24 protein-coding genes and 2 pseudogenes are annotated in these 24,356 nt (G+C 71.4%); 20 read left to right on the forward strand and 6 right to left on the reverse strand.

Annotation, left to right across the window (positions count from 1 at the left end; genetic code table 11):
* Nucleotides 1–107 precede the first annotated feature (107 nt).
* A complete protein-coding gene (locus IRY44_RS31380; RefSeq protein ID WP_370585010.1) occupies nt 108–449 on the reverse strand; it encodes a rhodanese-like domain-containing protein in 342 nt (113 codons plus the stop codon).
* A gap of 12 nt (nt 450–461) precedes the next feature.
* On the opposite strand from IRY44_RS31380, the pseudogene IRY44_RS30875 reads away from it, so the two are divergent.
* A pseudogene (locus IRY44_RS30875) lies at nt 462–636 on the forward strand (thioredoxin family protein); the annotation flags it as partial.
* Nucleotides 637–845: 209 nt separating this feature from the next.
* On the opposite strand, the pseudogene IRY44_RS30880 reads toward IRY44_RS30875, so the two are convergent.
* Both IRY44_RS30880 and IRY44_RS25260 read right to left on the reverse strand, forming a co-directional pair.
* Nucleotides 846–1,028: pseudogene (locus tag IRY44_RS30880) on the reverse strand (NAD(P)/FAD-dependent oxidoreductase); the annotation flags it as partial.
* Between the two features lie 92 nt (nt 1,029–1,120).
* Nucleotides 1,121–1,648 (reverse strand): DUF421 domain-containing protein, encoded by a 528-nt coding sequence (locus IRY44_RS25260; protein WP_194802712.1) that lies wholly within the window; start codon nt 1,646–1,648, stop codon nt 1,121–1,123.
* Between the two features lie 317 nt (nt 1,649–1,965).
* Here IRY44_RS25260 and IRY44_RS25265 point away from each other — a divergent pair, with 317 nt between their 5' ends.
* The 8 genes from IRY44_RS25265 (at nt 1,966) to IRY44_RS25300 (ending at nt 9,588) form a co-directional block, all read left to right on the forward strand.
* Nucleotides 1,966–3,000 (forward strand): DUF808 domain-containing protein, encoded by a 1,035-nt coding sequence (locus tag IRY44_RS25265; protein ID WP_194802714.1) that lies wholly within the window; start codon nt 1,966–1,968, stop codon nt 2,998–3,000.
* A gap of 512 nt (nt 3,001–3,512) precedes the next feature.
* Nucleotides 3,513–4,076, forward strand: a complete 564-nt coding sequence (locus tag IRY44_RS25270) for a dihydrofolate reductase family protein (RefSeq protein ID WP_194802716.1) — start codon at nt 3,513–3,515, stop codon at nt 4,074–4,076.
* A gap of 940 nt (nt 4,077–5,016) precedes the next feature.
* Nucleotides 5,017–5,319, forward strand: coding sequence for an urease subunit gamma (locus IRY44_RS25275; RefSeq protein WP_073827834.1), 303 nt, complete (start codon nt 5,017–5,019; stop codon nt 5,317–5,319).
* Nucleotides 5,316–5,711 (forward strand): urease subunit beta, encoded by a 396-nt coding sequence (locus IRY44_RS25280; protein WP_194802723.1) that lies wholly within the window; start codon nt 5,316–5,318, stop codon nt 5,709–5,711. Before IRY44_RS25275 ends, IRY44_RS25280 begins: the two co-directional genes overlap by 4 nt.
* Complete coding sequence (locus tag IRY44_RS25285) at nt 5,708–7,411, forward strand: urease subunit alpha (RefSeq protein ID WP_194802724.1); 1,704 nt, start codon at nt 5,708–5,710, stop codon at nt 7,409–7,411. Before IRY44_RS25280 ends, IRY44_RS25285 begins: the two co-directional genes overlap by 4 nt.
* Complete coding sequence (locus IRY44_RS25290) at nt 7,411–8,103, forward strand: urease accessory protein UreF (protein ID WP_194802725.1); 693 nt, start codon at nt 7,411–7,413, stop codon at nt 8,101–8,103. Before IRY44_RS25285 ends, IRY44_RS25290 begins: the two co-directional genes overlap by 1 nt.
* On the forward strand, nt 8,093–8,851 hold the full coding sequence (gene ureG, locus IRY44_RS25295; protein ID WP_194802726.1) for an urease accessory protein UreG: 759 nt from the start codon (nt 8,093–8,095) through the stop codon (nt 8,849–8,851). Before IRY44_RS25290 ends, ureG begins: the two co-directional genes overlap by 11 nt.
* On the forward strand, nt 8,851–9,588 hold the full coding sequence (locus IRY44_RS25300) for an urease accessory protein UreD (RefSeq protein ID WP_194802727.1): 738 nt from the start codon (nt 8,851–8,853) through the stop codon (nt 9,586–9,588). The genes ureG and IRY44_RS25300 overlap by 1 nt, the downstream gene beginning before the upstream one ends.
* Here the strand turns inward: IRY44_RS25300 and IRY44_RS25305 are convergent.
* Nucleotides 9,575–10,051, reverse strand: coding sequence for a MarR family winged helix-turn-helix transcriptional regulator (locus IRY44_RS25305; RefSeq protein WP_194802728.1), 477 nt, complete (start codon nt 10,049–10,051; stop codon nt 9,575–9,577). The two genes, IRY44_RS25300 and IRY44_RS25305, sit on opposite strands and share 14 nt — an antisense overlap.
* Before the next feature lie 96 nt (nt 10,052–10,147).
* On the opposite strand from IRY44_RS25305, the gene IRY44_RS25310 reads away from it, so the two are divergent.
* The 8 genes from IRY44_RS25310 to IRY44_RS25345 all read left to right on the forward strand — a co-directional run bounded on the left by IRY44_RS25310 (nt 10,148) and on the right by IRY44_RS25345 (nt 18,364).
* Nucleotides 10,148–11,230, forward strand: a complete 1,083-nt coding sequence (locus tag IRY44_RS25310; RefSeq protein WP_194802729.1) for a substrate-binding domain-containing protein — start codon at nt 10,148–10,150, stop codon at nt 11,228–11,230.
* A 400-nt stretch (nt 11,231–11,630) separates the two neighbouring features.
* On the forward strand, nt 11,631–12,875 hold the full coding sequence (gene urtA, locus IRY44_RS25315; RefSeq protein ID WP_194802730.1) for an urea ABC transporter substrate-binding protein: 1,245 nt from the start codon (nt 11,631–11,633) through the stop codon (nt 12,873–12,875).
* Between the two features lie 77 nt (nt 12,876–12,952).
* Nucleotides 12,953–13,840, forward strand: coding sequence for an urea ABC transporter permease subunit UrtB (urtB, locus tag IRY44_RS25320; RefSeq protein WP_194802731.1), 888 nt, complete (start codon nt 12,953–12,955; stop codon nt 13,838–13,840).
* Complete coding sequence (urtC, locus tag IRY44_RS25325) at nt 13,837–14,970, forward strand: urea ABC transporter permease subunit UrtC (protein ID WP_194802732.1); 1,134 nt, start codon at nt 13,837–13,839, stop codon at nt 14,968–14,970. The genes urtB and urtC overlap by 4 nt, the downstream gene beginning before the upstream one ends.
* Nucleotides 14,967–15,743 carry an urea ABC transporter ATP-binding protein UrtD gene (gene urtD / locus IRY44_RS25330; RefSeq protein WP_194802733.1) on the forward strand — a complete coding sequence of 259 codons (777 nt, stop codon included), beginning with the start codon at nt 14,967–14,969 and terminating at the stop codon, nt 15,741–15,743. Before urtC ends, urtD begins: the two co-directional genes overlap by 4 nt.
* Nucleotides 15,743–16,435, forward strand: coding sequence for an urea ABC transporter ATP-binding subunit UrtE (gene urtE / locus IRY44_RS25335; RefSeq protein WP_064446439.1), 693 nt, complete (start codon nt 15,743–15,745; stop codon nt 16,433–16,435). Before urtD ends, urtE begins: the two co-directional genes overlap by 1 nt.
* 185 nt (nt 16,436–16,620) lie before the next feature.
* Nucleotides 16,621–17,688, forward strand: a complete 1,068-nt coding sequence (locus IRY44_RS25340) for a lytic polysaccharide monooxygenase (protein WP_194802734.1) — start codon at nt 16,621–16,623, stop codon at nt 17,686–17,688.
* 91 nt (nt 17,689–17,779) lie between these two features.
* Nucleotides 17,780–18,364, forward strand: a complete 585-nt coding sequence (locus IRY44_RS25345) for a hypothetical protein (protein WP_194802735.1) — start codon at nt 17,780–17,782, stop codon at nt 18,362–18,364.
* Between the two features lie 65 nt (nt 18,365–18,429).
* Here the strand turns inward: IRY44_RS25345 and IRY44_RS25350 are convergent, their stop codons facing one another.
* Nucleotides 18,430–19,029, reverse strand: coding sequence for a TetR/AcrR family transcriptional regulator (locus IRY44_RS25350; protein ID WP_194802736.1), 600 nt, complete (start codon nt 19,027–19,029; stop codon nt 18,430–18,432).
* A gap of 129 nt (nt 19,030–19,158) precedes the next feature.
* Between IRY44_RS25350 and IRY44_RS25355 the strand changes: the two genes are divergently transcribed.
* The 3 genes from IRY44_RS25355 (at nt 19,159) to IRY44_RS31385 (ending at nt 23,790) form a co-directional block, all read left to right on the forward strand.
* Complete coding sequence (locus tag IRY44_RS25355) at nt 19,159–20,355, forward strand: alkane 1-monooxygenase (RefSeq protein WP_194802737.1); 1,197 nt, start codon at nt 19,159–19,161, stop codon at nt 20,353–20,355.
* 151 nt (nt 20,356–20,506) lie between these two features.
* The gene (locus tag IRY44_RS25360; protein ID WP_194802738.1) at nt 20,507–21,832 is read left to right on the forward strand and encodes a polysaccharide pyruvyl transferase family protein; all 1,326 of its coding nucleotides are present in this window, start codon (nt 20,507–20,509) and stop codon (nt 21,830–21,832) included.
* A gap of 254 nt (nt 21,833–22,086) precedes the next feature.
* Nucleotides 22,087–23,790, forward strand: a complete 1,704-nt coding sequence (locus IRY44_RS31385; protein ID WP_194802739.1) for a tetratricopeptide repeat protein — start codon at nt 22,087–22,089, stop codon at nt 23,788–23,790.
* 72 nt (nt 23,791–23,862) lie between these two features.
* Here IRY44_RS31385 and IRY44_RS25370 read toward each other — a convergent pair whose 3' ends face one another.
* Complete coding sequence (locus IRY44_RS25370; RefSeq protein ID WP_194802740.1) at nt 23,863–24,303, reverse strand: hypothetical protein; 441 nt, start codon at nt 24,301–24,303, stop codon at nt 23,863–23,865.
* Nucleotides 24,304–24,356: the final 53 nt, after the last annotated feature.

A 24,356-nucleotide genomic window follows, 5' to 3' on the forward strand; every position in this document is an offset into this window, starting at 1 on the left:
GCTGTGGGTGGGCGGTGATCGTTTCCGTGCCCTCGATAGGCGCCCGCTTCATGTGTGGACCCAGGCGCCGCAGGTAGCTTCTACCTGCGGCTACGCCTCCGCTTCCGCTACGCGGAGACGTAATGAGGCTCGGCCGCCGACCACGTTGTAGATCTGATGGTGGTCGCGGGCGAGCAGCGCGGCCGCCTGCCGCGAGCGCGCCCCGAACCGGTGATCATCGGGCGATCCGCCGGCACTTCATCGACCCGGCCAGGGAGCTGGCCGAGCGGGATGTGCCGGGCCCGGGGTGCGTGCCCGGCACGCCATTCGGCCGGCTCCCGGACGTCGAGCAACTGCCCCCACCGGCGACCAGGGCCGCAGCCTCCTCGGGCCCTATGGACGTGTACGGCTCTCCGAAGACCTTCTTCAGCGTCCCGCCGAGGTTCACGCGCGTCCGCTCCCGTCACCACGGCGCGACCACTGTGGGCCCACCCGCCGGCGCGAGCTTCGAGGAGGCCGTCACCCGCGACGGGACCGTGCTGGTGGACTTCTGGGCGAGCTGGTGCGGCCCCTGCCGCGGCTTCGTCCGTCTTCGAGCAGGCCAGCGAGAAGCACCAGGGCATCGTGTGCGGCAAGGTGGACACCGAGGCGGAGCAGAGCCGGATTCCCGGGGAGCCGGCGAGCCGGTGACACCCTGACGACCTCCTCCCGGGCGCACGGCCGCAGCCCGCAGGCATGGCTCTCCCGGCACCGGGTGGGGGTGGCCGTCGGCGTGCTCGGGACTGCGGCCGGCGTCCTCGCCTGCCGCCGGAACTGATCACCCTTCGCCTGTGGTCCCGCGACCACCGACCGCACCACCCCGGTTGGCGCCGCCCGTGCCGATCCAGGTCGAGCGCGCGTAGCGCCGGCGAAGCCGCTGCCGGCGGGTAGAACGCGCTGAACAGATCGGTGGTGAAGCCGGGCCCCAGCACCTCCGCGGAACGCACTGCCCAGCCCGGCACGTCGTCCGCCTCCAGCACGAGGACGTGCCACCCGGCGTCAACCAGCAGGTTGGCGGTCGCACCCGCCCGTGCTCATCGGGCCAATCCTGTCTGTCCAGACACGTCCTGGCGTTCCCCGGCGCCACCGCCGAAACGAGCGGTCACCCACCGGGCGGCGCCGCCGCGTCGGGCACGTCGGCAAGACTGCTGCCGTCTCCGAGGCGGCCGCGGGTGATGACGCTGAGGCTCCCGTCGGTCTCCAGCACCACCGCCTCGAGGTCACCCAGATCGCCAGTGCCCTGGCTACGCGCGGCTTGCCGGATCTCGCTCTCCGCCACCCGGACGCTGCGCATGGTTTCGTACCGGAGATGTCCGTCCCGCAGCAGCAGGGTCGGGCGTGCCTTGAGCAGCCGCTGCGACGGCGGCCAACGGACCGCGAGCAGCGCGGCCCCGTACTGCAGGCCGACCAGCAGCGCCAACGCGAGGATCCCCTCGACCAGGGAGACGTCCCGAGACAGCAGGATTGTCGCCAGCGTCGAACCCAGTGCCACCGTGACCACGAAATCGAACGCGTTGAGCTTGGACAGCGTTCGCTTCCCGGACACCCGCAGGATCACCACCAGCGCCGGGTAGACGAGCAGCGCGACGACGAGTAGACGCAGCAGGTCCGCGGGGTTCTTCCACACCATGCCGGGGAGCTACCCACGAGGTCCGGTCCCTATCCAGCGCGGTGGTTTCTTTCTGCCGGTGCCCGTCACGGCGGGCACGGCGGCGGCTTGCAGCCCAGCCAGGATCCGGGCCCAGGTGCCATCACGCTGCCAGCAAGGGAACCATCGATACAGCGTCGGCTACGGGGCGTCGTTGGCGGCGGGTCGTCGGCTGGGAACGATAGCCGCTCACCTCGAGCTCTCGCCCGACATGCGACCGGCGGTGGCGTGCCGCGCACGGGGACCTGAGCGAGAATGGGCCAGTTCGAACTCTGCGCAACCCTGGAAGGACTCCTCCCTTGGCCGGTGGACTCGTAGCCCTGCTTGATGACGTGGCGGTGCTGGCCCGAGCCGCTGCCGCGTCGATCGATGACATCGGGGCGGCCGCCGCGAAAGCCGGCGCCAAGGCTGCGGGCGTCGTCGTCGACGATGCTGCCGTCACGCCGCAGTACGTACGGAGCCTGGCGGCCGAGCGTGAGTTGCCGATCATCAAGCGCATTGCCCTGGGGTCGCTGCGCAACAAGTTCTTCATCATCCTGCCGGCGGTGCTGCTGCTCAGTCAGTTCGTGCCCTGGCTGCTCACTCCGATCCTCATGCTCGGCGGCGCCTACCTCTGTTACGAGGGCGCGGAGAAGGTGTGGGCCAAGATCGCCCATCACGATGCCCACGGCGCGGGCGAGGAAAAGGTGCAGGACGAGACGACACTGGTGTCCGGGGCGGTACGAACCGACCTGATCCTCTCGGCGGAGATCATGGTCATCGCCCTCAACGAGGTGATCGATGAGGCGTTCTGGTCCCGCCTGGTGATCCTGGCTGTCGTCGCCGTCGTCATAACCGTTCTGGTGTACGGCGTGGTGGCCCTGATCGTAAAGATGGACGACGCCGGGCTGCGCCTGTCGCAACGTTCCGGCGCCGTCGCCACGTTCGGCCGCGGTCTGGTGAGGGCGATGCCGGTAGTCCTCACCGTGCTGACGGTAGTCGGCACCGCGGCGATGCTGTGGGTGGGCGGGCACATCCTGCTGCTGGGCACGAACGAGCTGAACCTGCACTTCCTGTACGAGGCCGTGCACCACGTGGAGGTCGCCGCCCACGACGCCACGGGTGTTCTCGGCGGGCTCGTCGGCTGGCTCGTCAACACGGTGGCCAGCGCGATCCTCGGGCTGATCGTCGGAGCGCTGGTCGTGCTGGTCATGACTCTCACGCTCCACCGCCGCAAATCCAAGGCTGCGACTGCGGCGGCGGCCACGACTCGTACTGACGCCACCGTCCCCGCGCAGCCGAGCCGTGCAGCTCAACGTCGCGACGCTCCCGCGGACCGCGCGCCGCGCGGTTGACCGCGAAATCATCGCACTCAAAGACCGAACTGTGGCCTATTGCTGCTATGTCGACCGAAGGTGTCGGATTCGGGCAGGGGTGTTCGTAGTCAGGGTGAGGGGCAGCCTGCGAGCGTGCTGTCGCGGTGACAGGAGGTGATGGGTGATGCACCCGTGCGTCGAGGTCTGCCGCATGTTCGATCTCGTCGGCCCATTGCCACCGTGACCTTCTCCGAGGCGCCGAACGAGGCATCCTGGCCGTCGTCATGTGCGATTACCGGAGACGGCTACTTCGCGGGCCGGGCCGCGCTGCTGGGGCTGGTGACGGCGCAGGGATGCACGCGGTCGTCGGCAACGTGCGGGTGGCCGATCGACCTTGCCGCCTGGGCCGTGGTCAGCGCGCCGACCACGGGCCGGGCTCTGTATGCCGGCTCCGGGCACTCGATGTGCCGGAGGAGCCGGGCCCGGCTTCATGCGTTCACCACGCTGACGAGTGTCCAGGCTGTTGCGGTTGATCATTGAGAGGTAGGGGCATGACAAAGCTGATATATGTGAACAACGTGTCGCTTGACGGCTACATGGAGGACGAAAGCGGCGCGTTCGCCTGGTTGCCGATGGACGACGAGGTGTTCGTTGTCTACACCGATCTCCTGCGGTCCGTGGGCACGTTTCTCTACGGGCGGCGACTGTACGAGGCGATGGCGGTCTGGGAGACCGACGCCGCTCTGGCCGCGCAGTCCGACCTCATGGCCGACTTCGCAAGCGCCTGGCAGGCAGCGGGAAAGGTCGTGTACTCCACGACCCTCGCCGCGGTGTCGACCGCCGATACCCGACTCGAACGCCGCTTCGACCCCGCTGCGGTACGCGAACTGAAGGCCACGGCCAGTAGCGATCTCACCGTTGGAGGTGCACACCTCGCGGCGCAGGCTCTTGAGGCCGGGCTGGTCGACGAGTGCCAGCTGTTCGTCTGGCCCGTGGTCGTCGGCGGGGGTAAGCCGGGCCTGCCGACCGGCATGCGCGTCGACCTCGAACTCCTCGATGAGCGCCGATTCCGAAACGGCGTCGTACGCCTCCGCTACCGCCCTCTCGGGCAGTGAACGACGGCCCCGCCCCGATCGCCAGCGCTTGCTCGACGGCGCAGCGCTGACGGCTGATCCGGCCGGACGAGGTCGACCATCGCCAACTCCGGTTGCGTCTCGTTGCAGTGTGCGGGGGCGTCAAGCGCCGCGTCGGGACGGCGGTGGCGATCCTGGCCTCCGGGCGGGCCTCGACCGGCCGAGGTGGACTGCTGGTCGACCGCCTCCAGGACCGGGTCGTGGTCGGCGTCAGCGATCCCCGGACGCGCGGCGCGCGGCCTGGTCAGCTTCGTCGGGTGCGCCCCGCCCGGCGCCGATGGGTCTGTGCCGCCGATGCTGCACGGCCGCGCCACCCCGCGATGTGGGCGAGCGGTCCGGCGTGACCTCCCGGAGCGCATCGGAGAGGGCCACGCACTCGGGAAAGTCCTCGTGACCGTCGTCTGACCGGCGGCATCCGGATCCGCCGCTGTCGAGGCGTGCCGCCCCCGTGAGTGCGGTCGGTAGATGCAGGTCAGCAGTCGCTGGCCGGACGCCGCCGTCAGCCGATTTCGCCGGCTCCAGGAGCGACGAGCCGTTGTCCGGCAGCCTGCGCGACCGTTCATCCCAGCTCGTCCGCGGCAGCCCGATCACGAGCCGGAATCGGGGGAGCAACCGTGGGGCGGCCCGGCGTCGAGTCGACCCGGCGCCGGCGCGGTTCGATCCCTCATCCCGAGCACACTGTTGCCCCCGCCGCCGGCGATCCTCTACGGTCGGTTGAAGCGGTGGGCGGTGCGGTCCGCATCCGACCGACACCGCCGGGAGCCCGTCGCGCGGGCCGGGATGGTGGAGTCCCGGGCCACCCCGCCGGCGGTCGTCGCGGCGGTCGTGTGACTCCAGCTCGTACTCCGGGTGGTGCTGCCCGGCGCGGCTTCGCGCGGAGCCGACGGCGAGCGGGCCACGCCGATCCCCACCGGAGAATCCCGTGTTCCTCAGCCCGCACGAGCAGGACCGCCTGCTCGTCCACGTCGCGGCCGACGTCGCTCGCCGCCGCCGCGAGCGCGGCCTGCGACTCAACTATCCCGAAGCCGTCGCGATCATCGTCGCCTTCCTGCTCGAAGGGGCCCGCGACGGACGGTCGGTGGTCGACCTGATGTCCGCCGGCCGGACGGTGCTCGGCCGCGAGGACGTCCAGGACGGCATCCCCGAGATGCTGAGGGAGGTGCAGGTGGAGGCGACGTTCCCGGACGGTACCAAGCTCGTGACGGTGCACCACCCGATCCCGTGATCCCCGGGGAGATCCTGCCGGCGGCCGGACCGGTCGAGATCAACGTGGGCCGGCCGGTGACCACAGTGGTCGTGGTAAACACCGCCGACCGTCCGGTGCAGGTCGGCTCGCACTACCACTTCGCCGAGGCCAACCCGGCGCTGGCGTTCGACCGGGCCGTCGCCTGGGGCCGGCGTCTCGCCGTTCCGGCGGGTACCTCGGTCCGGTTCGAGCCGGGCGTGAGCCGCGTCGTCGAGCTGGTCCCGCTCGGCGGCGCCCGCGTCGTACCAGGCCTCCGCGGCGAGTGCGCCGGACCGCTGGACGGGGCGTCACCGCCAGCGCCGGAAACAGCCGCGCCGGGAACAGCCGCGCCGGGAACAAATGCGCCGACAACAGGCGGGCCGGCGCGGTGAGCGCCGTGCGGCGGGACCGCTACATCGACCTGTACGGGCCGACCACCGGCGACCGCATCCGGCTGGCCGACACGAGCCTGCTGATCGAGGTGGAGACCGACCACTGCGTGGGCGGCGACGAGGCGGTCTTCGGCGGCGGGAAGGTGATTCGCGAGTCGATGGGCCAGTCGCGGGCGACCCGCGCCGAGGGCGCCCTCGACACCGTCGTCACCGGCGCGGTGGTGCTCGACCACTGGGGCGTGGTCAAGGCCGACGTGGGTCTGCGCGACGGGCGGATCGTCGCGCTGGGCCGGGCCGGCAATCCGGACACCATGCCCGGCGTCCACCCTCAGCTGGTCATCGGCCCGGCTACCGAGGTCATCGCCGGGAACGGCCGGATCCTCACGGCCGGCGCCGTCGACACCCACGTGCACTTCATCTGCCCGGAGATCGTCACCGAGGCGCTCGCAAGCGGCATCACCACACTCGTCGGCGGCGGCACCGGCCCCGCCGAGGGCACCCGGGCCACGACCGTCACCCCGAACGCCTGGTACCTGGCCCGCATGCACGAGGCGCTGGACACGCTGCCGGTCAACGTGCTGCTGCTCGGCAAGGGCAACACCGTCTCGCCGGAGGCGCTGTGGGAGCAGTTACGCGCCGGCGCGGGCGGTTTCAAGCTGCACGAGGACTGGGGCACCACACCGGCGGCGATCGACGCCTGCCTGCGGGTGGCGGACGCCTCCGGGGTGCAGGTGTCCATTCACACCGACACCCTCAACGAGGCCGGTTTCGTGGCCGACACGCTGCAGGCTATCGCCGGCCGGGCCATCCACTCGTACCACACCGAGGGTGCGGGAGGCGGGCACGCGCCGGACATCATCACGGTGGCCGGCGAGCCCAACGTGCTGCCGTCGTCGACCAACCCGACCCGGCCGTACACCGCCAACACCCTCGCCGAGCACCTGGACATGCTGATGGTCTGCCACCATCTCAACCCGTCCGTGCCGGAGGACCTGGCCTTCGCCGAGAGCCGTATCCGGCCGTCCACCATGGCCGCCGAGGACCTGCTGCACGACCTCGGCGCGATCTCCATCATCGGCTCCGACTCGCAGGCGATGGGCCGGGTGGGCGAGGTGATCCTGCGAACCTGGCAGAGCGCCCACGTCATGAAGGAGCGGGTCGGCGCGCTGCCCGGCGACGGCGCGGCCGACAACCACCGGGCCCGCCGGTACGTGGCGAAGTACACCATCTGCGCGGCGATGGCGAACGGGCTGGACCGGGAGATCGGCTCGGTCGAGCCGGGCAAGCTGGCCGACCTGGTGCTGTGGGATCCGGCGTTCTTCGGCGTACGACCGCACCTGGTGCTCAAGGGCGGCATGATCGCGTACGCCCAGATGGGTGACGCCAACGCGTCCATCCCGACGCCGCAGCCGATGCTGCCGCGACCGATGTTCGGGGCGTACGGCGCCGCGGCGTCTGCGACCAGCCTGGCGTTCGTCGCGCCCGCCGCCCTCGACGCCGGGCTGCGCCTCGACGTACGGCGACGGGTGGTGCCCGTCGCGGACGTGCGCTCGCGGGGCAAGGCCGACCTGCCGGAGAACGACGCGATGCCCCGGATCGAGGTGGACCCGGACACCTTCACCGTGCGGATCGACGGTCAGGTGGTGGAGCCGGACCCGGTGCCACGCCTGCCGATGGCCCAGCGGTACTTCCTGTTCTGATGGCCACGTCGAGCCTGCTCCTGCTGCTGGCCGACGGTCGTTTCCCGGCCGGCGCGCACGCCCACTCCGGCGGCCTGGAGGCCGCCGTCGCCGCCGGCCGGGTCACCGGCCTGGCCTCGTTGGAGGCGTTCCTGGCCGGCCGGCTGGCCACCGCCGGGCTGGTCGGTGCGGCGTTCGCGGCGGCGGCGCACCGGGCGGTGACCTCGGCCGGTCCCGCCGTACGCGGGTCCACGCTGGCGTCGCTCGACGCGGAGCTGGACGCCCGGACGGCGGCGCCGGCGCTGCGCACGGTGTCCCGTCGCCAGGGACGTGCTCTGCTGCGCGCGGGCCGGGCCATCTGGCCGGAGGCGCCCTTCGACGACCTGCCCGCCACACCTGGCGGGGCACACCAGCCGCTTGTGCTCGGGCTGCTGTGCGCCGCCGCCGGTCTGAACCGCGCCGAGACCGCCACGGTCGCCGCCCACGGGACGGTGACCGGTGCGGCCAGTGCGGCCGTTCGCCTGCTCGGCCTCGACCCGTACCGGGTCCAGGCCCTGCTTGTGGGTCTCGCCGGCCTGTGCGACGGCACCGCCGCCGCCGCGGCCCGGGCCGCCGACGATCCACCCGAGCGGCTGCCCGCGGCAGCCGCGCCCCTTGCCGACATCCATGCCGAAGCTCATGCCACCTGGGAGGTGCGTCTCTTTGCGTCCTGAAACCGTTGCGCCCGATGCCGACCGGAACCCTGCCCCGCACGACGAGACCGTTCCGCACACCCACCCCGAACCGGGGGCGGACCCGCATCCGCCCCTGGCGCAAGCCGGGCGGGCGCTGCGCGTCGGTATCGGCGGGCCGGTCGGATCCGGCAAGACCGCCCTGGTGGCGGCCCTGTGCCGGGCGTTCGCCGGCGAGCTGCGGCTCGGCGTGGTCACAAACGACATCTACACGACCGAGGACGCCGACTTCCTCAAGCGGGCCGGCGTCCTGGACCCGAGCCGGATCCGTGCCGTGGAGACCGGGTGCTGCCCGCACACCGCCATCCGGGACGACATCGGGGCCAACCTCGACGCCGTGGACGAGTTGGCCGAGGCGGTCGGCCCGCTGGACCTGGTGCTTGTCGAGAGCGGCGGGGACAACCTGACCGCCACCTTCAGCCGGGGCCTGGTGGACCGGCAGATATTCGTGGTCGACGTGGCCGGCGGGGACAAGGTGCCGCGCAAGGGCGGACCCGGTGTGACGTCCGCCGACCTGCTCGTGATCAACAAGACCGACCTGGCCCCGATGGTGGGCGCGGACCTTTCCGTCATGGACCGGGACGCGCGGGCCCGGCGCGGCGACCTGCCGACCGTTTTCCTGTCGATCGTCGGCGACACGGCGGCGGGGCCGGTCGCCGACTGGATCCGCCACGAACTGGCCCACCACGCGGCAGTGCATCCGGTCGCCGCGCGGGGCGGCCCGGCCTGATGCGCGCGTACGCCCGGCTGGCGGCCCGGGCCGACGGCCGGGGCGGCACGGTACTCGCCGAGCTGCGCGGTGAGACGCCGCTGCTGCTGCGACAGACCCCCGGCACCGGTCGTGCCGTGACCGTGTACGTCGTCGGCGGGGCGGCCGGCCCGCTCGCCGGCGACGACCTGCGGCTGGACATCGACGTGGGACCGGGGGCGGCGGTGCGGATACACACCGTCGCCGCCTCGGTCGCACTGCCCGGCCGGCCCGGCGTCGTGTCGCGGATGGCGGTCCGCGCCGTGGTGCACGACGGCGGCGCACTGCACTGGCTGCCCGAGCAACTGGTCGCGGCGGCCGGCTGCGCGCATCTCGCCGAGTCCCGGGTGGAGCTGGCCGCCGGGGCGAGGCTGACCTGGCGCGACGAGGTGATCTGCGGCCGGTACGGCGAGGCGCCGGGCGGCGCCGTCGTCCACACCCGGGTCGACTACGACGGCCGGCCGCTGCTGCGCCAGTCGCTGGCCGTGGGACCGGGTGCGCCCGGCTGGGCCGGCCCCGCGGTGCTCAGCGGCGCACCGGCCACCGGGTCGCTGCTGGTGGTGGACCCGTCGCTTCTCCACGAGACCGCGACGGTCGAGGGCACAGTCGCCCGGCTGCCCCTGGCGGGTGGCCCGGCGACACTGTGGACCGCCACCGCTGCCGACGCGCACACGCTGCGCGCCCACCTCGAAGGCGAGCCGCTGCTCACCGAGGTGTAGGGAGGCGAAGGCCGGCCGCCTCGGCGTTGTCGCGGCGACCCGCCGGGTCGAGGCGGGCGATCAGGTCGGCGAGATGGTCGAGCAGGGCGGTGCCGGCCGGTACGCCCGCCTCGGCGAGGCAGGTCCGGACCCGCTCGTCGAGGCGGGCGTGCTCGCGGCGGCCCCGGGTGGTCAGGTAGGCCCGGATACGTCTGCGGTCCAGCGGGTCGATCCGCCGGAACACCAGGTTACGGTCGACGAGCTGGTCGACCAGCTTGGTGAGGGTCCCGGGCGGCAGCGACGCCTCGGCGGACACCTCGCTCATCGGATGGCCCTGACCGTCGGCGAGCAGGCAGAGCACCCGCCACGCCTCGGTGGTCAGGTCGTCGTCGGCCAGTACGGCGGCCAACCGGCGGGAGAGCAGCCGTTCGGCGCGGGTGAGCGAGCGCAGCAGATCGGCTGGCGCCCCGGGCACGTCTGACATGGAACTCCCTGGGCCGGTGGCCCTGTCATGGTAGCGACTCGTCCCGCTCCGTGGAGAGCTGTGGTTTTCCCACGTCGGCCGGGCAATCATGGGCTCATGTCCGCGCCGGCACCGCCGTGGCTCACAGTCGATCGGACCGTGGTAAGCATCGCGCTGGTGTACCCGATGCGCGGGCCGGCGGGAATGTTCGGCCCGACCTGCGAACTCTGTGCCCAGCTCGCGGTCGAGGAGATCAACGCCGGTGGCGGGGTGCTGGGCCGCGAGGTGCGGCTGGTGCCGGTCGACGGTGGCGCCCCGCCGGCCGAGGTGGCCGCCCAGGTGGAGGCGCTGGTGTCGGTGGGTGCCGTGCAGGGCGTGACCGGCTGGCACATCTCCTCGGTGCGGCAGGCGCTCGCGCCCCGGGTCGCGCACCGCGTGCCGTACGTCTACACCGCCCTGTACGAGGGCGGTGAGCGTACCGAGGGGGTCTATCTGACCAGCGAGACGCCGGACGCCCAGCTGTGGCCGGCGATGCGGCTGCTCGCGGGGGAGCAGGGCGTGCGCCGCTGGTTCGTGGTCGGCAACGACTACGTGTGGCCCCGGCGCACCGCGCGGGCGGCTCAGCGGTACGCGTTGCGCGGCGGTGGCCGCGTGGTGGGCCAGGCGTTCCTGCCGTTGGAGACGCACGACTTCGACGACGTGTTGCGCCGGATCGAGCGCAGCGAGGCCGATGCCGTGGTGATGCTGCTCGTCGGCGCGGACGCGGTGCGGTTCAACCGGGCGTTCGCGCGTGCCGCGATGGACCAGCGCTGCCTGCGGCTGAGCACCCTGATGGACGAGAACATGCTGCTGGCCAGCGGGGCGGGTGCGACGCGACGGCTCTACAGCGCGGCGGGCTTCTTCGCCGGCCTCGTGACGCAGGAGAACCTCGACTTCCACGGCGAGTTCGCCCACCGGTTCGGGGTGGAGGCGCCGCCGCTGGGCAGCCTGGGGGAGTCCTGCTACGAGGGCGTGATGCTGCTCGCCGCCCTGATCGGGCAGGCCCGCACCCTCGACGTACGGGCGATCGAGACGGCTGCCGACACGGTGGCGTACCACGGGCCGCGCGGCCGGCTGCAGCTGCGCCGGCGGCACGTGCGCCAGCGGATCTACCTCGCCGAGGCCGACGGCCTGGACTTCACCGTGCTCGCTCAGATCTGACCGTCCGATGCGGACCCTTGACACGTCCACCCGGTCCGGCCCTAAGATGCTTCCTGCGTGAAGTATCTGTCCCGGAGGATGGATACCGCGATCTTCTGTCCACCGTCGGCGAAATGCGTCCGCCGACCTCGTGGTGGCAATTCTTCACCGCACTGACCACGGCTGAAACCGTCTTGCATCCGACGGTTTCAGTCGTCGTGGCGTGCTCTCTCTCCGCTGCGTGGGAAACAGTCAATTAAGGGCTGGGAAACGTTAACGCAATCATGCCGGTCGACGCTTTGCGTGCCCATGACCGACGCGATGACCACAGGCGACGTCCACCCGTCGACCCCGCATCGCCGACTCCACCGGACCGCACCGCCCGTCCTTTCGCTTCTTGAGTGCACCGCAGGGAGATTAGATGTCACTTCTTCGGAGCCGCCGCATCCTGGCGGGTGCCATGACCCTCGTCGCCGCGGCGGCCATGACCGCGTGCGGCAGCAAGACCAGCGACGAGGGCGGCGCGGCCGGCGTCACCGCCGACGTCTCCGGCGACACCGTCAAGGTGGGCCTGCTCAACTCGCTCTCCGGCACCATGGCGATCAGCGAGGTCACCGTCCGCGACTCCATCATGCTCGCCGTCGAGGAGATCAACGCGGCCGGCGGCGTCCTCGGCAAGAAGATCCAGCCGGTCGGGGAGGACGGCGCCTCGGACTGGCCCACCTTCGCGGAGAAAGCCGAGAAGCTCATCTCCGAGGACCGGGTCGCGGCCGTTTTCGGGTGCTGGACGTCGGCCAGCCGCAAGGCGGTCAAGCCGGTGTTCGAGAAGAACAAGGCGCTGCTGTTCTACCCGGTGCAGTACGAGGGTCTGGAACAGTCGCCCTACATCTTCTACACGGGCGCGACGACCAACCAGCAGATCGTCCCCGGGCTCGACTACCTCAAGGCTCAGGGAACGAAATCGGTCTACCTGGTCGGCAGCGACTACGTCTTCCCACGGACGGCCAACAAAATCATCAAGGCGTACGCGGCGGCGAACGGCATGACTGTGGTCGGCGAGGACTACGCGCCGCTCGGGTCCACCGAATTCGGCACGATCGTCAACAAGGTCAAATCGTCCGGCGCGAAGGCGGTCTTCAACACCCTCAACGGCGACAGCAACGTGGCGTTCTTCAAGGAGTACAAGTCGGCCGGGCTGACCGCCGCCGCGATGCCGGTGGTGTCGGTGTCCATCGCCGAGGAGGAGGTCAAGAGCATCGGCACCCAGTACCTGGAGGGCCAGCTGACCGCCTGGAACTACTACCAGACCACGCCCGGCACGGCGAACGGCAAGTTCGTGGCCGCGTACAAGGCGAAGTACGGCGCGGACAAGCCGACGAGCGACCCGATGGAGGCCGCCTACGTCAGCGTCTACCTGTGGAAGGCGATGGTCGAGAAGGCCGGCGCGTTCGACGTCGAGAAGGTCCGCGGCGCCTCCGACGGAATCACCTTCGACGCGCCGGAGGGCCTGGTCACCGTCGACGGCAAGACCCAGCACATCGCCAAGACCGCCCGCATCGGCAAGGTCGGCGCGGACGGCCTGATCACCGAGGTGTGGAACTCCGGCAAGCCGATCGCGCCGGATCCGTACCTCAAGACCTATCCGTGGGCGAGCGGCCTGAGCTGACGACGCCGGACCCGGGCGGGCACCGCGACGACGCGGCCCGCCCGGGGCCACCGACCAGCAGTACGGGAGTACCCACCGTGACAGTCCTCTTCGGTCAACTCTTCACCGGCATCAGCATCGGCGCGGTGCTGCTGCTCATCGCGCTCGGGCTGGCGCTGACCTTCGGCCAGATGAACGTCATCAACATGGCGCACGGCGAGTTCATCATGGCCGGCGCCTACACCACGTACGTGCTGCAACAGAGCATCACCGGCGCCGGTCTGTCGCTGCTGGTCGCGCTGCCTGTCGCGTTCGTGGTCGCCGGCACGATGGGGGTGCTGCTGGAGGTCCTGCTGATCCGCCGGCTCTACGCCCGTCCCCTGGACACCCTGCTGGTCACCTGGGGCGTGTCCCTGATGCTGCAGCAGCTCGCCCGGGACGTCTTCGGCAGTCCGAACGTGCAGACCCGCGCGCCGGAGCTGCTCACCGGCAACGTGGCCCTGCCCGGCGGGCTGACAGTCGCCAACAACCGGCTGTTCATCCTGGCCCTGGCCCTGGCCGCCGTCGCCGCCCTCACCCTGGCGCTGCGGCTCACCCCGTTGGGACGCCGGATCCGCGCGGTCGTGCAGAACCGCGACCTCGCCGCGGTGTCCGGCATCCCCACCGCCCGGGTCGACCGGACGACCTTCTTCCTCGGCTCGGGCCTGGCCGGGCTCGCCGGGGTGGCGCTCACCCTGCTCGGCCCGATCGGCCCGACCATGGGCACCAACCTGATCATCGACGCCTTCCTGGTCGTCGTGGTCGGCGGGATCGGCCAGCTCAAGGGCAGCGTGATCGTCGCCTTCGCCCTCGGGGTCCTCCAGGCCACCGGGGAGTACCTCACCACCCTCAGCGTCGCCAAGGTGATCGTCTTCGTGGCGATCGTCGCGTTCCTCCAGTGGCGGCCACAGGGCCTGTTCACCCTGCGGACCAGGAGCCTCGCATGACCGCCGTGACACCCGCGCCGCCGAGCACCGCCGGCGCACCGGCCCCGGCCGACGTCGCGCCGGCGAGCCGGTCCGGTCGCCGGTCCCGGCTGCGCGCGGCGGCGGGGTTCGCGTTCGGCGCGGCGCTGCTGTTCGCCGTCGCGCCGCTGGCGCTGTCGGACTTCCGGCTGTCCCTGCTCGCCAAATACCTGTGCGTCGCCATGGTGGCCGTCGGCATCGGCATCGCCTGGGGACGCGGCGGCATGCTCACCCTCGGCCAGGGCGTCTTCTTCGGCCTGGGCGGCTACGCGATGGCCATGCATCTCAAGCTCGCCGACGCGGGTCCCGGTGGGATGCCCGACTTCATGCAGCTGTACGGGCAGCTCGACGAACTGCCGGTCTGGTGGCGGCCGTTCGCCAGCCCGTGGTTCGCCCTGCCGGCCACGGTGCTGCTGCCGATGGCGGTCGCCTTCGGGCTCGGCTCACTGGTGTTCCGCCGCCGGGTGCGGGGCGCGTACTTCGCCATCCTCAGCCAGGCGCTCGCCGCCGCCATGGTGATCCTGTTGATCGGCCAGCAGGGGACCACCGGTGGCACCAACGGGCTCACCGACATCCAGGGCTTCTTCGGCTACGACCTGGACGACCCGGTCAACCAGCGGATGGTCTACTTCATCATCGCCGGCGTCCTGCTCGCGCTGCTCGCGCTGGCCCGCCAGATCGTCCACAGCCGCTACGGGGAACTGCTGGTGGCGGTGCGGGACAGCGAGGAGCGGGTCCGTTTCCTCGGCTACGACCCGGCGTCGGTCAAGCTCGTCGCCTACGTGGTGGCGGCGGGCATGGCGGGCCTCGCCGGCGCGCTGTTCGTGCCGGCGGTGGGCATCATCTCGCCCGCCCTCATCGGCATCGTCCCGTCGATCGAGTTCGTCATCGGAGTGGCGGTGGGCGGCCGGGCCACGCTGCTCGGGCCGGTGCTCGGCGCGGTGGCGGTCGCCTGGGCGCGTACCGCCCTCTCCGAACGTTTCCCGGGCACCTGGACGTACCTGCAGGGTCTGCTGTTCGTGGTGGTGGTGGCGTTCCTTCCCGGCGGCCTGGCGTCGCTGTGGGCGCTGGCCCGCCGCCCCGCGAAGCGGGCGGAGGTGGAGACACCGTGAGCGACGACCGGCTGGACGGGCTGTCCGTCCGTGACGTGCGGGTCAGCTTCGACGGCTTCACCGCCGTCGACGGCGTCTCGCTGGAGGTGCCCGCCGGTGACATCCGATTCCTGATCGGGCCGAACGGCGCCGGCAAGACCACAGTGGTCGACGCGATCACCGGTCTCGTGCGGGCCACCGGCTCGGTGTGCTTCGGCGACCAGGAGCTGCTGGGCCGCCCGGTGCACCGGATCAGCCGGCTCGGTATCGGCCGGACGTTCCAGACGTCGACGGTCTTCGAGGAGCTGTCGGTCGTGCAGAACCTCGACATCGCCGCGGGCGCACGCCGGAGCTGGGCCACCCTGGCCCGGCGCCGGCGGGGGATCCCCGACGAGGTGGCCGCCGCGCTGGAGACCGTCGGGCTCACCGGCCGGGCCGACCAGCTCGCCGGCACCCTCGCGCACGGCCAGAAGCAGTGGTTGGAGATCGGCATGCTGCTTGTGCAGGACGCGCGGCTGCTGCTGCTCGACGAGCCGGTCGCCGGGATGAGTCACGAGGAGCGCGACGCCACTGGCGCCCTGCTGGAGACGGTGAGCCGGGACCGCACGGTGGTGGTGATCGAGCACGACATGGACTTCCTGCGTCGCTTCGCGCGCAGCGTCACCGTGCTGCACGCGGGGAAGGTGCTCAGCGAGGGCACCGTGGCGCAGGTCCAGGCGGACCCGCGCGTGCAGGAGGTCTACCTCGGCCACCCGGTCGACGCCGGGCGGGTCCCCAGCCCTCTGGAGGCATGATGCTGACTCTGCGCGGGGTGCACGCCGGATACGGGCGTTCCCGGGTGCTGCACGGCGTGGACCTCGCCGTCCCGCCCGACGGGGTGGCCGCGGTGCTCGGGCACAACGGCGCCGGCAAGAGTACCCTGCTGCGGGTCGCGGCGGGCCTGCTGCGCCCGAGTGCCGGCACCGTCGAGCTGGACGGCGAGGACGTCACCCGGCTCGCGCCGCACGAGCGGGTGGCGCGCGGCATGGCGTACGTCCCGCAGGGCCAGCAGTGCTTCCCGCACCTGACGGCGGCGGAGAACCTGCGCCTCGTCGCCGACGCCCGGCGCGACGGCGCGGTGGCGACGGCGGAGGCGCTGGACCTGTTCCCGGCGCTGCGTCCGCTGCTGCGGCGGCGGGCCGGGCTGCTCTCCGGTGGCCAGCGTCAGCAACTCGCCATCGCCCGCGCGTTGATCACCCGGCCACGACTGCTCATGCTCGACGAACCGACCGAGGGCATCCAGCCGTCGGTGGTCGCCGAGATCCAGGAGCGGATCGTCGAGCTGACCCGGCAGTCCGGCTTCAGCGTGCTGCTCGTCGAGCAGCACCTCGGGTTCGCGCTGCGGGTGGCGAACCGCTACCACGTCCTCGAATCCGGCCGGGTCACCTCGCACGGCGACGGGGGAGTGACGGCGGAGCGGGAGGTACGCGCGGCCCTCGCGGTCTGACCCGATACGTCGGTATCGATTTACATTGACAGCCGTCTTCACTACCATCGTGGCTGGGAGTCGCCAAGCGCTGCTGGGCAGCAGTGCCGTCCACCTGGTGGGCGGCTTGAACCGATCGGCGTCATCTTCTCCGGGGTGGGCACCCAGCGAGGGTCACTGGGCGTCGGCGCATCCACTGGAGCATCATGAAAATCTCACGGACAGCACGCCGTCTGGGACTGGCCGGGGTCGCAGTTCTCGTCGCCTCGTTCACGATGGTCGTGGTCAACCAGGCCGGTCCGGCCTCGGCGCACGGATCGGTCACCAACCCGCCGTCACGCAACTACGGATGTTACGAGCGCTGGGGTTCCGACCACCTCAACCCCACGATGGCCCAGACCGACCCGATGTGCTGGCAGGCGTGGCAGGCCAACCCGAACACCATGTGGAACTGGAACGGCCTGTACCGCGAGAATGTCGGCGGCAACCACCAGGCCGCCGTGCCGGACGGGCAGCTGTGCAGCGGCGGCCGCACCCAGAACGGCCTGTACGCCTCGCTCGACGCGGTCGGCGCGTGGACCGCGAAGCCGATGCCGAACAACTTCACGCTGACGCTGACCGACGGTGCCAAGCACGGTGCCGACTACATGCTGATCTACATCACCAAGCAGGGCTTCGACCCGACCACCCAGCCCCTCACCTGGAATAGCCTCGAACTGGTACTCCGCACCGGCAGCTACCCGACCACCGGGCTCTACGAGGCGCAGGTGAACGCGGGCAACCGCACCGGGCGGCACGTCGTCTACACCATCTGGCAGGCGTCCCACCTCGACCAGCCGTACTACCTCTGCAGTGACGTGATCTTCGGCGGCGGCGGCAACCCGCCGCCGACGACCCCGCCGCCCACCACGCCGCCGCCCACCACCCCGCCGCCGACGACTCCGCCGCCCACCACGCCGCCGCCGGCCGGAAACGGTGCCTGCACCGCCACCTTCCGCAAGACGAACGAGTGGTCCGGTGGATTCGGCGCCGAGGTCACCGTCCGGGCCGGCAACGCCGCCATCTCCGGGTGGACTGTGGCGTGGACCTGGCCCAACGGCCAGAGCATCACCAACTCCTGGAACGCGACGGTCACGTCGAGCGGTTCGTCGGTCTCCGCGTCGAACGTCGCCTACAACGGTTCCCTGAGCGCCAACGCCAGCACCAGCTTCGGCTTCAACGCCTCCTGGAACGGCACCAACTCCACACCCACCCTCACCTGCACCGCCCGGTAACAGCATCTGCGGTGGGGTGGCGCGGCACGCGCCACCCCACCGTCGGCGCGCTCCGCCACCATCAGGAACCGCGACGAGGTGAAGAACGATCATGATTTCCCGGGTAGGCGTCGGCGGCTGGTACCGGAGCCACGTCGTGTGGATCGAGGTGTGCCTGCTGGCCGCGTCGATCGGTGTGGCCGCCGTGGCCACCGCGACCACCCCGAAGACGGACCGGGCGGTTCTCCACCAAGAGATCCTGACCCGGATGCGTACGACCCTCGAGCAGGCGGACCCGGCGCAGCATCAACACGCCGGGCACACCGCTGCCCAGGTACCGGCCGGAGAGCAGGGCGCGCCGGCGATCGTCTGCGGAGTCCATGTCTACGGTTACGAGCCCGCCGGGGCCGCCACAATGGCCGACGTCGCGACGGTCTACGGCTTCCACCTCTGCGGCGTCGCCGAACAGAAGCGCCACTGGGACGGAGCGGTCAAACTCGTCGGTCCGGTGATCATGGACATGACCACCCGACCTCCCGGCATTCAGGTGGTCGAGGCGACCGCCGACGTCAGGTTCGTCGACCGGCTACGGGAGATGTTCCCCGACAAGTACGAGGAACTGGCACTCAGGGAAGCGCTTCCTCCATCGGAGATGGCCGACCTGCGGCGCCGGTACGACGCCGCCGCCGGCCTCTGACCACGCCGGATCGGCGTGCAACGGACCGAGACCGTGCGAGGCGCGGGGGTAGCTGTGGCACTCGTTCATGCGCGCGGCGGGTCCAGGAAGCGCTGCGCCAGGTCGGCGAGGGTGTCGGCGGTGTGGTCGACGGGCGCGGTCGGCAGCACGATGTGGCTGACGACCAGTCGCGCGAGGGATTCGGCACCGACGGTGACGTCATCGGGCGGCACCCGGGGCAGGTGCGTGTCCGCCCACTCCCTCAGCACCGTGACGGCGGCGGCCAGGGCCAGGTCGGCGCGGGTGGTCAGGTAGGGGAGCAGGGCGTCGGTGCCTCGGGCGCTGTTGAGGACGGCTTTGACCAGCGGATCGGTCCCGGCCTGCGTCAACACGAACGTGACCGCGGCATGGACGGCGGCTCGCACGTCGCTGCCGTGGGCGGACAACGCCTCCCGCACACCGTCCATGAACCGGTCGATCTCGCGGTGGGCGATGGCTTCGCCCAGTCCGGCCTTGTTGGTGAACTCGTTGTAGAGCGTCTGCCTGCTCACGCCCACGCGGGCTGCCACGTCGGCCATTCGTACCGCGTCCCAGCCGCTGTCGATCGCCAGGTCGCGACCGGCCGTGATGACCGCGTCACGCAGGTGCCGGCGGGCGGTGTGGCGATAAGGCGGAGGGGCTGCCATGGTGCGCCGAGTCTATCGACTGGACACACACACCTTCTGTGTCCACCGAATTGACGCAGCGGCAGATATTGTCAAGCGTGGTTATCCGTGTGACAGTCGACGCAGCGCTCGACACTCCGGAGGCGGGACATGCAGACCTCGACCGATGCTCCAGCAGTCGCCGCCGGTTGGCGTGACGGCAAGAAGCACCTGTGGCCACTGGCTCTCCTCGTGCCGGTGCTGCCGTTTCTGGCGTACGCGTTGTGGCGGGCCGGCGCGGGCCCCGCTGCCTGGTGGCTCACCCCGGCGGTGGTCTTCGGACTCATCCCGATCATCGACGTGCTGCTCGGTGACGACGGAGAGAACCCGCCCGACGACATCGCCCGGCGGTTGCAGGAGGTCCGTTACTACCGCTGGATCACGTTCCTGTTCCTACCGGTGCAGTACGCCGCACTGCTGCTCGGCGCATGGGTCTGGACGCGCGGCGGTCTCGGTGCCGCCGGCGCCGCCGGCCTGGTCGCCACCATCGGGATCGTCAACGGATTGGCCATCAACACCGCACACGAGCTCGGCCACAAGCGCGAGACGGTCGAGCGGTGGTTGTCGAAGATCGCACTCGCGCCCACCGGGTACGGCCACTTCTACGTCGAGCACAACCGCGGACACCATGTCCGTGTCGCCACACCGGAGGACCCGGCCAGCGCCAGGCTGGGGGAGAGCTTCTACTCGTTCTGGCCACGTACGGTCTGCGGCAGCCTCATCTCGGCGTGGCGGCTGGAGACCGGCCGCTTCCGGCTGCGCCACAAGAGCCCGTGGACGCTGCGTAACCACCTGCTCAACGCCGGGCTCATGACCGTCGTGCTCTTCGCCCTGCTGATCGCGGTGTTCGGGTGGCGGCTCGTGCCCTTCCTGTTCCTGCAGGCGATCGTCGGCTTCTCGCTGCTGGAAGCGGTCAACTATCTCGAGCACTACGGATTGTGCCGCCAGCGCACCGCCACCGGCCGCTTCGAGAAGGTCGACCCACGGCACAGCTGGAACAGTGACCGCGTCGTCACCAACGTGTTCCTCTTCCAGTTGCAACGCCACAGCGACCACCACGCCAACCCGCTGCGCCGCTACCAGACGCTGCGCAGCTTCGACGTCTCGCCGCGACTGCCCGGAGGCTACGCCTCGATGGTGTTGCTCGCTCTCGTCCCGCCGCTGTGGTATCGGGTGATGAACCCACGGGTTCTGGCGCACTACGGCGGCGACCTGAACCTCGCCAATCGCAACCCCCGCGCCGAGGCCCGGCTGCGTCGCCGCTACGGCCGGCCCGCAGCGGACACCACAGCGGTTCACGCCGCCTGACCCGACCCGGGAAGTGTGGGGCTGACGGCACCTCTCTGTGTCAAGGCGTAGGATCTCTGTTCCTGCACGGAACGGGGCCGCGCCCGGCCGATCGCGCCGCCTCGGCCTCGCCGGGCGCCGCGGCGTCCGGGACGAAGGGTGGACACCCCGGATGCACCAGCGGATCCTGCTGCGAGCCCGCAAGGGCCCGTTCGACGTCGTCACCGCCGAGGAGACCTACGAGCGGGACTGGATCGGCAAGAACAGCGGCAACCTGGTCTTCAGCCACGCCGCGCACAAGCTGCTGGCCACCTCGACGGCGGAGATCACCCCGTCGCGGTTCCGGGCGGACCCGCGCGATGCCGACGAGATCAACGAGAAGTACGACGTCTTCGTGATCCCGCTGGCGAACGCGTTCCGCCACGACTACGCGAACCGGCTGATGTCGATGGCCCGGCTGATCGAGCGACTCAAGATCCCGGTGGTGGTGCTCGGGGTCGGGGCGCAGACCGACGTGGACGGCGGCCTGGAGTCCCTGCGCCCGATCGACGAGCCGGTGAAGGCGTTCTGCCGGGCGGTGCTGGACCGGTCGCACAGCATCGGCGTACGCGGCGAGATCAGCGAAAACTACCTGCGGAAGCTGGGCTTCTCCGCCGTCGAGCAGATCGGCTGCCCGTCGATGTTCCTGCACGGCGACAGCCTCCGGGTCGAGAAGGCGAAGGCGGCCCTGAGGACCGAGGACCGGCTCGCGTTCGTCATCTCGCCCTACGTCCGCGCGTTGGCCCCGCTCGTCCGGCACCACCACCAGCGCTACCCGAACCTGCGCTACATCGCGCAGGGCCTGTACGCCCTGGGCACCCTGCTCTACGGCGACGCACCGAACTTGCGCGGCAAGACCGACGACATGCCGATCCACACCTCACATCCGCTCTTCGTCGAGGACAAGGTGCGGATGTTCATGGACCCGTGGCCCTGGATGGAGTATCTCGCCGGATTCGACTTCGCCTTCGGCACCAGGATCCACGGCACCATCACGGCGCTGATCTCCGGCACTCCCGGCTATCTCCTCGCACACGACTCGCGCACCCTGGAACTGGCCCGCTACTTCGACATCCCGCATCGGTTGATGCGCGACGTGCCGGCCGACGTCGACGCCGCCCAGCTCTACGAGGAAGCCGACTACTCGGCACTGAACGAGGGCCACAAGGAGCGGTTCGCGCGGATCAGCGCGTTCCTCGCCAAGCACGACCTCGGCCTCTCGTTCGCCGACGGGGACAGCGCGGTCCGCTTCGACGAGCAGGTCCGCCGAACCGTCTACCCGCCGGCGGTCCGGCCGGCCTCCGCCTACACCGCCGAGGAACTGCTGGCGCGCATGCAGTGGCTGCGGGACGAGAACCAGACGTTGCAGCAGAAGCTCAAGGCACGCCGCGCGCAGCCACTGCGCGACCAGGTCAAGCAGGCGGTGGGCAGCCGGGTCCGCCGGATGCTGTCGCGCTGACCGTCGTACGCCTGCGCAGGCTCCGCCGGCCGCGAATCGCGAGAACCCTTCTTATTCCCATCGACCGGCATTACGCTCTGGGCCAGCCCTGAGGTGCATCACATCGGAGGTTCCTATGAGGATGATGACCATCCGTCGCACGACTGCACTCCGTCTGGTGTCCGGCGCACGCCGGCTGTGGATCGAGTGGTGCTGGTAACTGCCGGCCCGGCGGGCGCTTCCGGGCGCCCGCCCCTGCGGCGCCGGGCCCTGCGGTGACGGACGGCGCGGAGCGCTACGACTGCCACCGCGACCACGGACCGTACGCCGGAGTCTCGGCCTTCCTCGGTCGCGTCGCCGCCGACCGGCCCCGCCTGGCGGCCCGGCACGCGGTCGAACTGCACGCGATCGTTCCCCGGCTCGATCCGGCGGCCCGGCCGGCCGGCGAGGAGGAGCCGATCCGCTTCCACCCGGCTCGTCGTACCGCCTGCCTGGCCTACGGTGCGGCGGAACTCGTGGCAGCCTGGGCCGGCACACGCCGGCGGCCCGTGACCGTCCGGTTCGATCACGTCGCCGGCGCCGACGAGACGACAGCCGAACTGCTGGGCGCGCTGGCCCGCCGGCTCGGGCCTTCCCCGCTGCGCCTCGACCTGCGCGACGACGGTGCCCCCGGCCCGGCGCCCGACGAGCGCACCCCGCAGGCGTTGCGGCGGGCCCTGGGCGACAGCCTGGCCAGCGGCTACTACCACCACGCGGCCCGGGTCGCCCGGCGCGGGCGGGCGGCGGTCACCCCCGACGGCGACCTGCGGCACTGGTGGGCGTTCACCACCGGCCTGGCCACCGCCCTGGCGGCCCTGAACCGGGCCGCCGAGGCGCTCGATCTCTACGACGAGGCGCGGGCCGCCACCGACGATCCGAAGATCACGATGTCGGCGGCGTACGCCACCGCCATGCTGCACGCCCGGCACCTGCCGGCGGCCGACCAGGACCCGGCGCTGGCCCGGCAGTGGCTGGAGCGGGCGCTGTACCTCGCCGCCGAGCTGGCCGATCCACGCCAGCGGCTGTTGTCGACGGTCTTCTACGAGCAGGGCCTGGCACTGCTGGACAGCCGGGCAGGCCGGCCCGACCGGGCGCTGCGGCTCGTGGACGACGGGCTGGCCCGGCTGACGGCCGCGCTCGGTCCCGGTGAACGCCCGCAGGACCTGGCCCGGCTGCGCCACAACCGGGCGCAGGTGTACCTCGCGCTGGGCGACCCGGCGCGGGCGCTGGCCGACCTGGACACCGTGATCGCTCAGGACCCCGGCAACTGCGAGTACTACGTGGACCGCGCCGCCCTTTACCGGGCAGCGGGCCGGACCCGAGCCGCGATCAGGGACTACGACGCCGCCATCCGGCTGGGACCGCACCTGCCCGAGGCGTACTACAACCGGGCCGCGCTCCAGCAGGAGCGGGGCCGCCCCGAGCGGGCGCGCGCCGACCTGGTGCGGGTGCTCGCCATCGAACCGGGGCACCTCGACGCCCGGATCGCCCTGGTCAACCTGCACGTGGAGCGCGGCGCGCTGGACGCCGCCGAGGCGAGCGCGCGGGCCGGGCTGGCCGGCGCTCCGCAGGAGCCCGCGCTGCTGTGCACCCTGGGCCTGGTACTCGCCGAGCGTGGCCGGGCCGCCGAGGCCGACGAACTGCTCACTCGGGCACTGAGCGGGGACCCCGAGCTGGTGGAGGCGTGGACGAACCGGGCCGCCGCCCGGTTCGAGCGCGGCGACGTGGCCGCCGCGCTCGACGACCTGGACCGGGCGGTGGCGCTGTCGGAGGCTCCCGTGCCGCGCTACAACCGGGGTACGGCCCTGGCCCGGCTGGGCCGGTGGGACGAGGCGGCCCGCGACTTCGCCCAGGCGCTCGCCCAGCCCGGCCTGGACCGGGCCCTACGGCGGGATCTGCGAGCGGAACTCGCCCGGTGCCGCCGGGCGCTGGCCGTCTGACCCGGCCCGGCCGGGGAACCGGCGCTCATCGTGCCCCTCCCCCCGGCCCCGGCCGGGGGGAGGGGAGCGGGTTCAGCAGCCCTGGCGGCGGCTGTAGATCTGGTGGCGCTGACCGGCCCATCCGATGTAGCCGACCGCCTCGACGCAGTAGTTCGCCGTGCCGGTGACGGCGACCGGGCCGGCGTAATAGCTGAAGTCACCGGAATTGGTGTCCGCGCCGCCCGACCGGGTGCAGTGCGCGCCCTCGCCCGACCGCTCCGCGCAGCGGTAGATCTGCACGAAGGTGGGCGCCGACTTCCCGTACGCCGCGCCGCGGTGGTAGAAGCAGGCGCTGTTGGTGCCGCCGTTGCTGCTGTTGTAGTAGATCACCAGCTCACCGAGCCCGGACGACTGCACCTGGCTGTAGGTGATGGTCCCCGAGCAGGAGCCGGCCGCTTGGGCGGCGGGGGCGCCGACAGTCAGGCCCGCCGCGACGGTCACCAGCGCGGTCAGCGCCGAAAGCATGCGTCTCATGAACCACCCAATCCACAGTCGACTGTTCCGGAGTGGATCTTAATCAACCGGTG

The sequence above is a fragment of the Micromonospora sp. ANENR4 genome (genome assembly GCF_015354395.1).
Lineage (GTDB): Bacteria > Actinomycetota > Actinomycetes > Mycobacteriales > Micromonosporaceae > Micromonospora > Micromonospora aurantiaca.

What these genes read in the sequence shown, in the direction of transcription:
- urtC (WP_194802732.1), top strand. Translation starts at nt 13,837, where the DNA reads ATGACCGCCGTGACACCCGCGCCGCCGAGCACCGCCGGCGCACCGGCC.
- IRY44_RS25270 (WP_194802716.1), top strand. Translation starts at nt 3,513, where the DNA reads ATGACAAAGCTGATATATGTGAACAACGTGTCGCTTGACGGCTACATG.
- IRY44_RS25300 (WP_194802727.1), top strand. Translation starts at nt 8,851, where the DNA reads ATGCGCGCGTACGCCCGGCTGGCGGCCCGGGCCGACGGCCGGGGCGGC.
- IRY44_RS25355 (WP_194802737.1), top strand. Translation starts at nt 19,159, where the DNA reads ATGCAGACCTCGACCGATGCTCCAGCAGTCGCCGCCGGTTGGCGTGAC.
- IRY44_RS25360 (WP_194802738.1), top strand. Translation starts at nt 20,507, where the DNA reads ATGCACCAGCGGATCCTGCTGCGAGCCCGCAAGGGCCCGTTCGACGTC.
- IRY44_RS25305 (WP_194802728.1), bottom strand. Translation starts at nt 10,051, where the DNA reads ATGTCAGACGTGCCCGGGGCGCCAGCCGATCTGCTGCGCTCGCTCACC.
- IRY44_RS25290 (WP_194802725.1), top strand. Translation starts at nt 7,411, where the DNA reads ATGGCCACGTCGAGCCTGCTCCTGCTGCTGGCCGACGGTCGTTTCCCG.
- IRY44_RS25350 (WP_194802736.1), bottom strand. Translation starts at nt 19,029, where the DNA reads ATGGCAGCCCCTCCGCCTTATCGCCACACCGCCCGCCGGCACCTGCGT.
- IRY44_RS25310 (WP_194802729.1), top strand. Translation starts at nt 10,148, where the DNA reads ATGTCCGCGCCGGCACCGCCGTGGCTCACAGTCGATCGGACCGTGGTA.
- IRY44_RS25340 (WP_194802734.1), top strand. Translation starts at nt 16,621, where the DNA reads ATGAAAATCTCACGGACAGCACGCCGTCTGGGACTGGCCGGGGTCGCA.
- urtE (WP_064446439.1), top strand. Translation starts at nt 15,743, where the DNA reads ATGCTGACTCTGCGCGGGGTGCACGCCGGATACGGGCGTTCCCGGGTG.
- IRY44_RS25370 (WP_194802740.1), bottom strand. Translation starts at nt 24,303, where the DNA reads ATGAGACGCATGCTTTCGGCGCTGACCGCGCTGGTGACCGTCGCGGCG.
- IRY44_RS25260 (WP_194802712.1), bottom strand. Translation starts at nt 1,648, where the DNA reads ATGGTGTGGAAGAACCCCGCGGACCTGCTGCGTCTACTCGTCGTCGCG.
- urtA (WP_194802730.1), top strand. Translation starts at nt 11,631, where the DNA reads ATGTCACTTCTTCGGAGCCGCCGCATCCTGGCGGGTGCCATGACCCTC.
- IRY44_RS25345 (WP_194802735.1), top strand. Translation starts at nt 17,780, where the DNA reads ATGATTTCCCGGGTAGGCGTCGGCGGCTGGTACCGGAGCCACGTCGTG.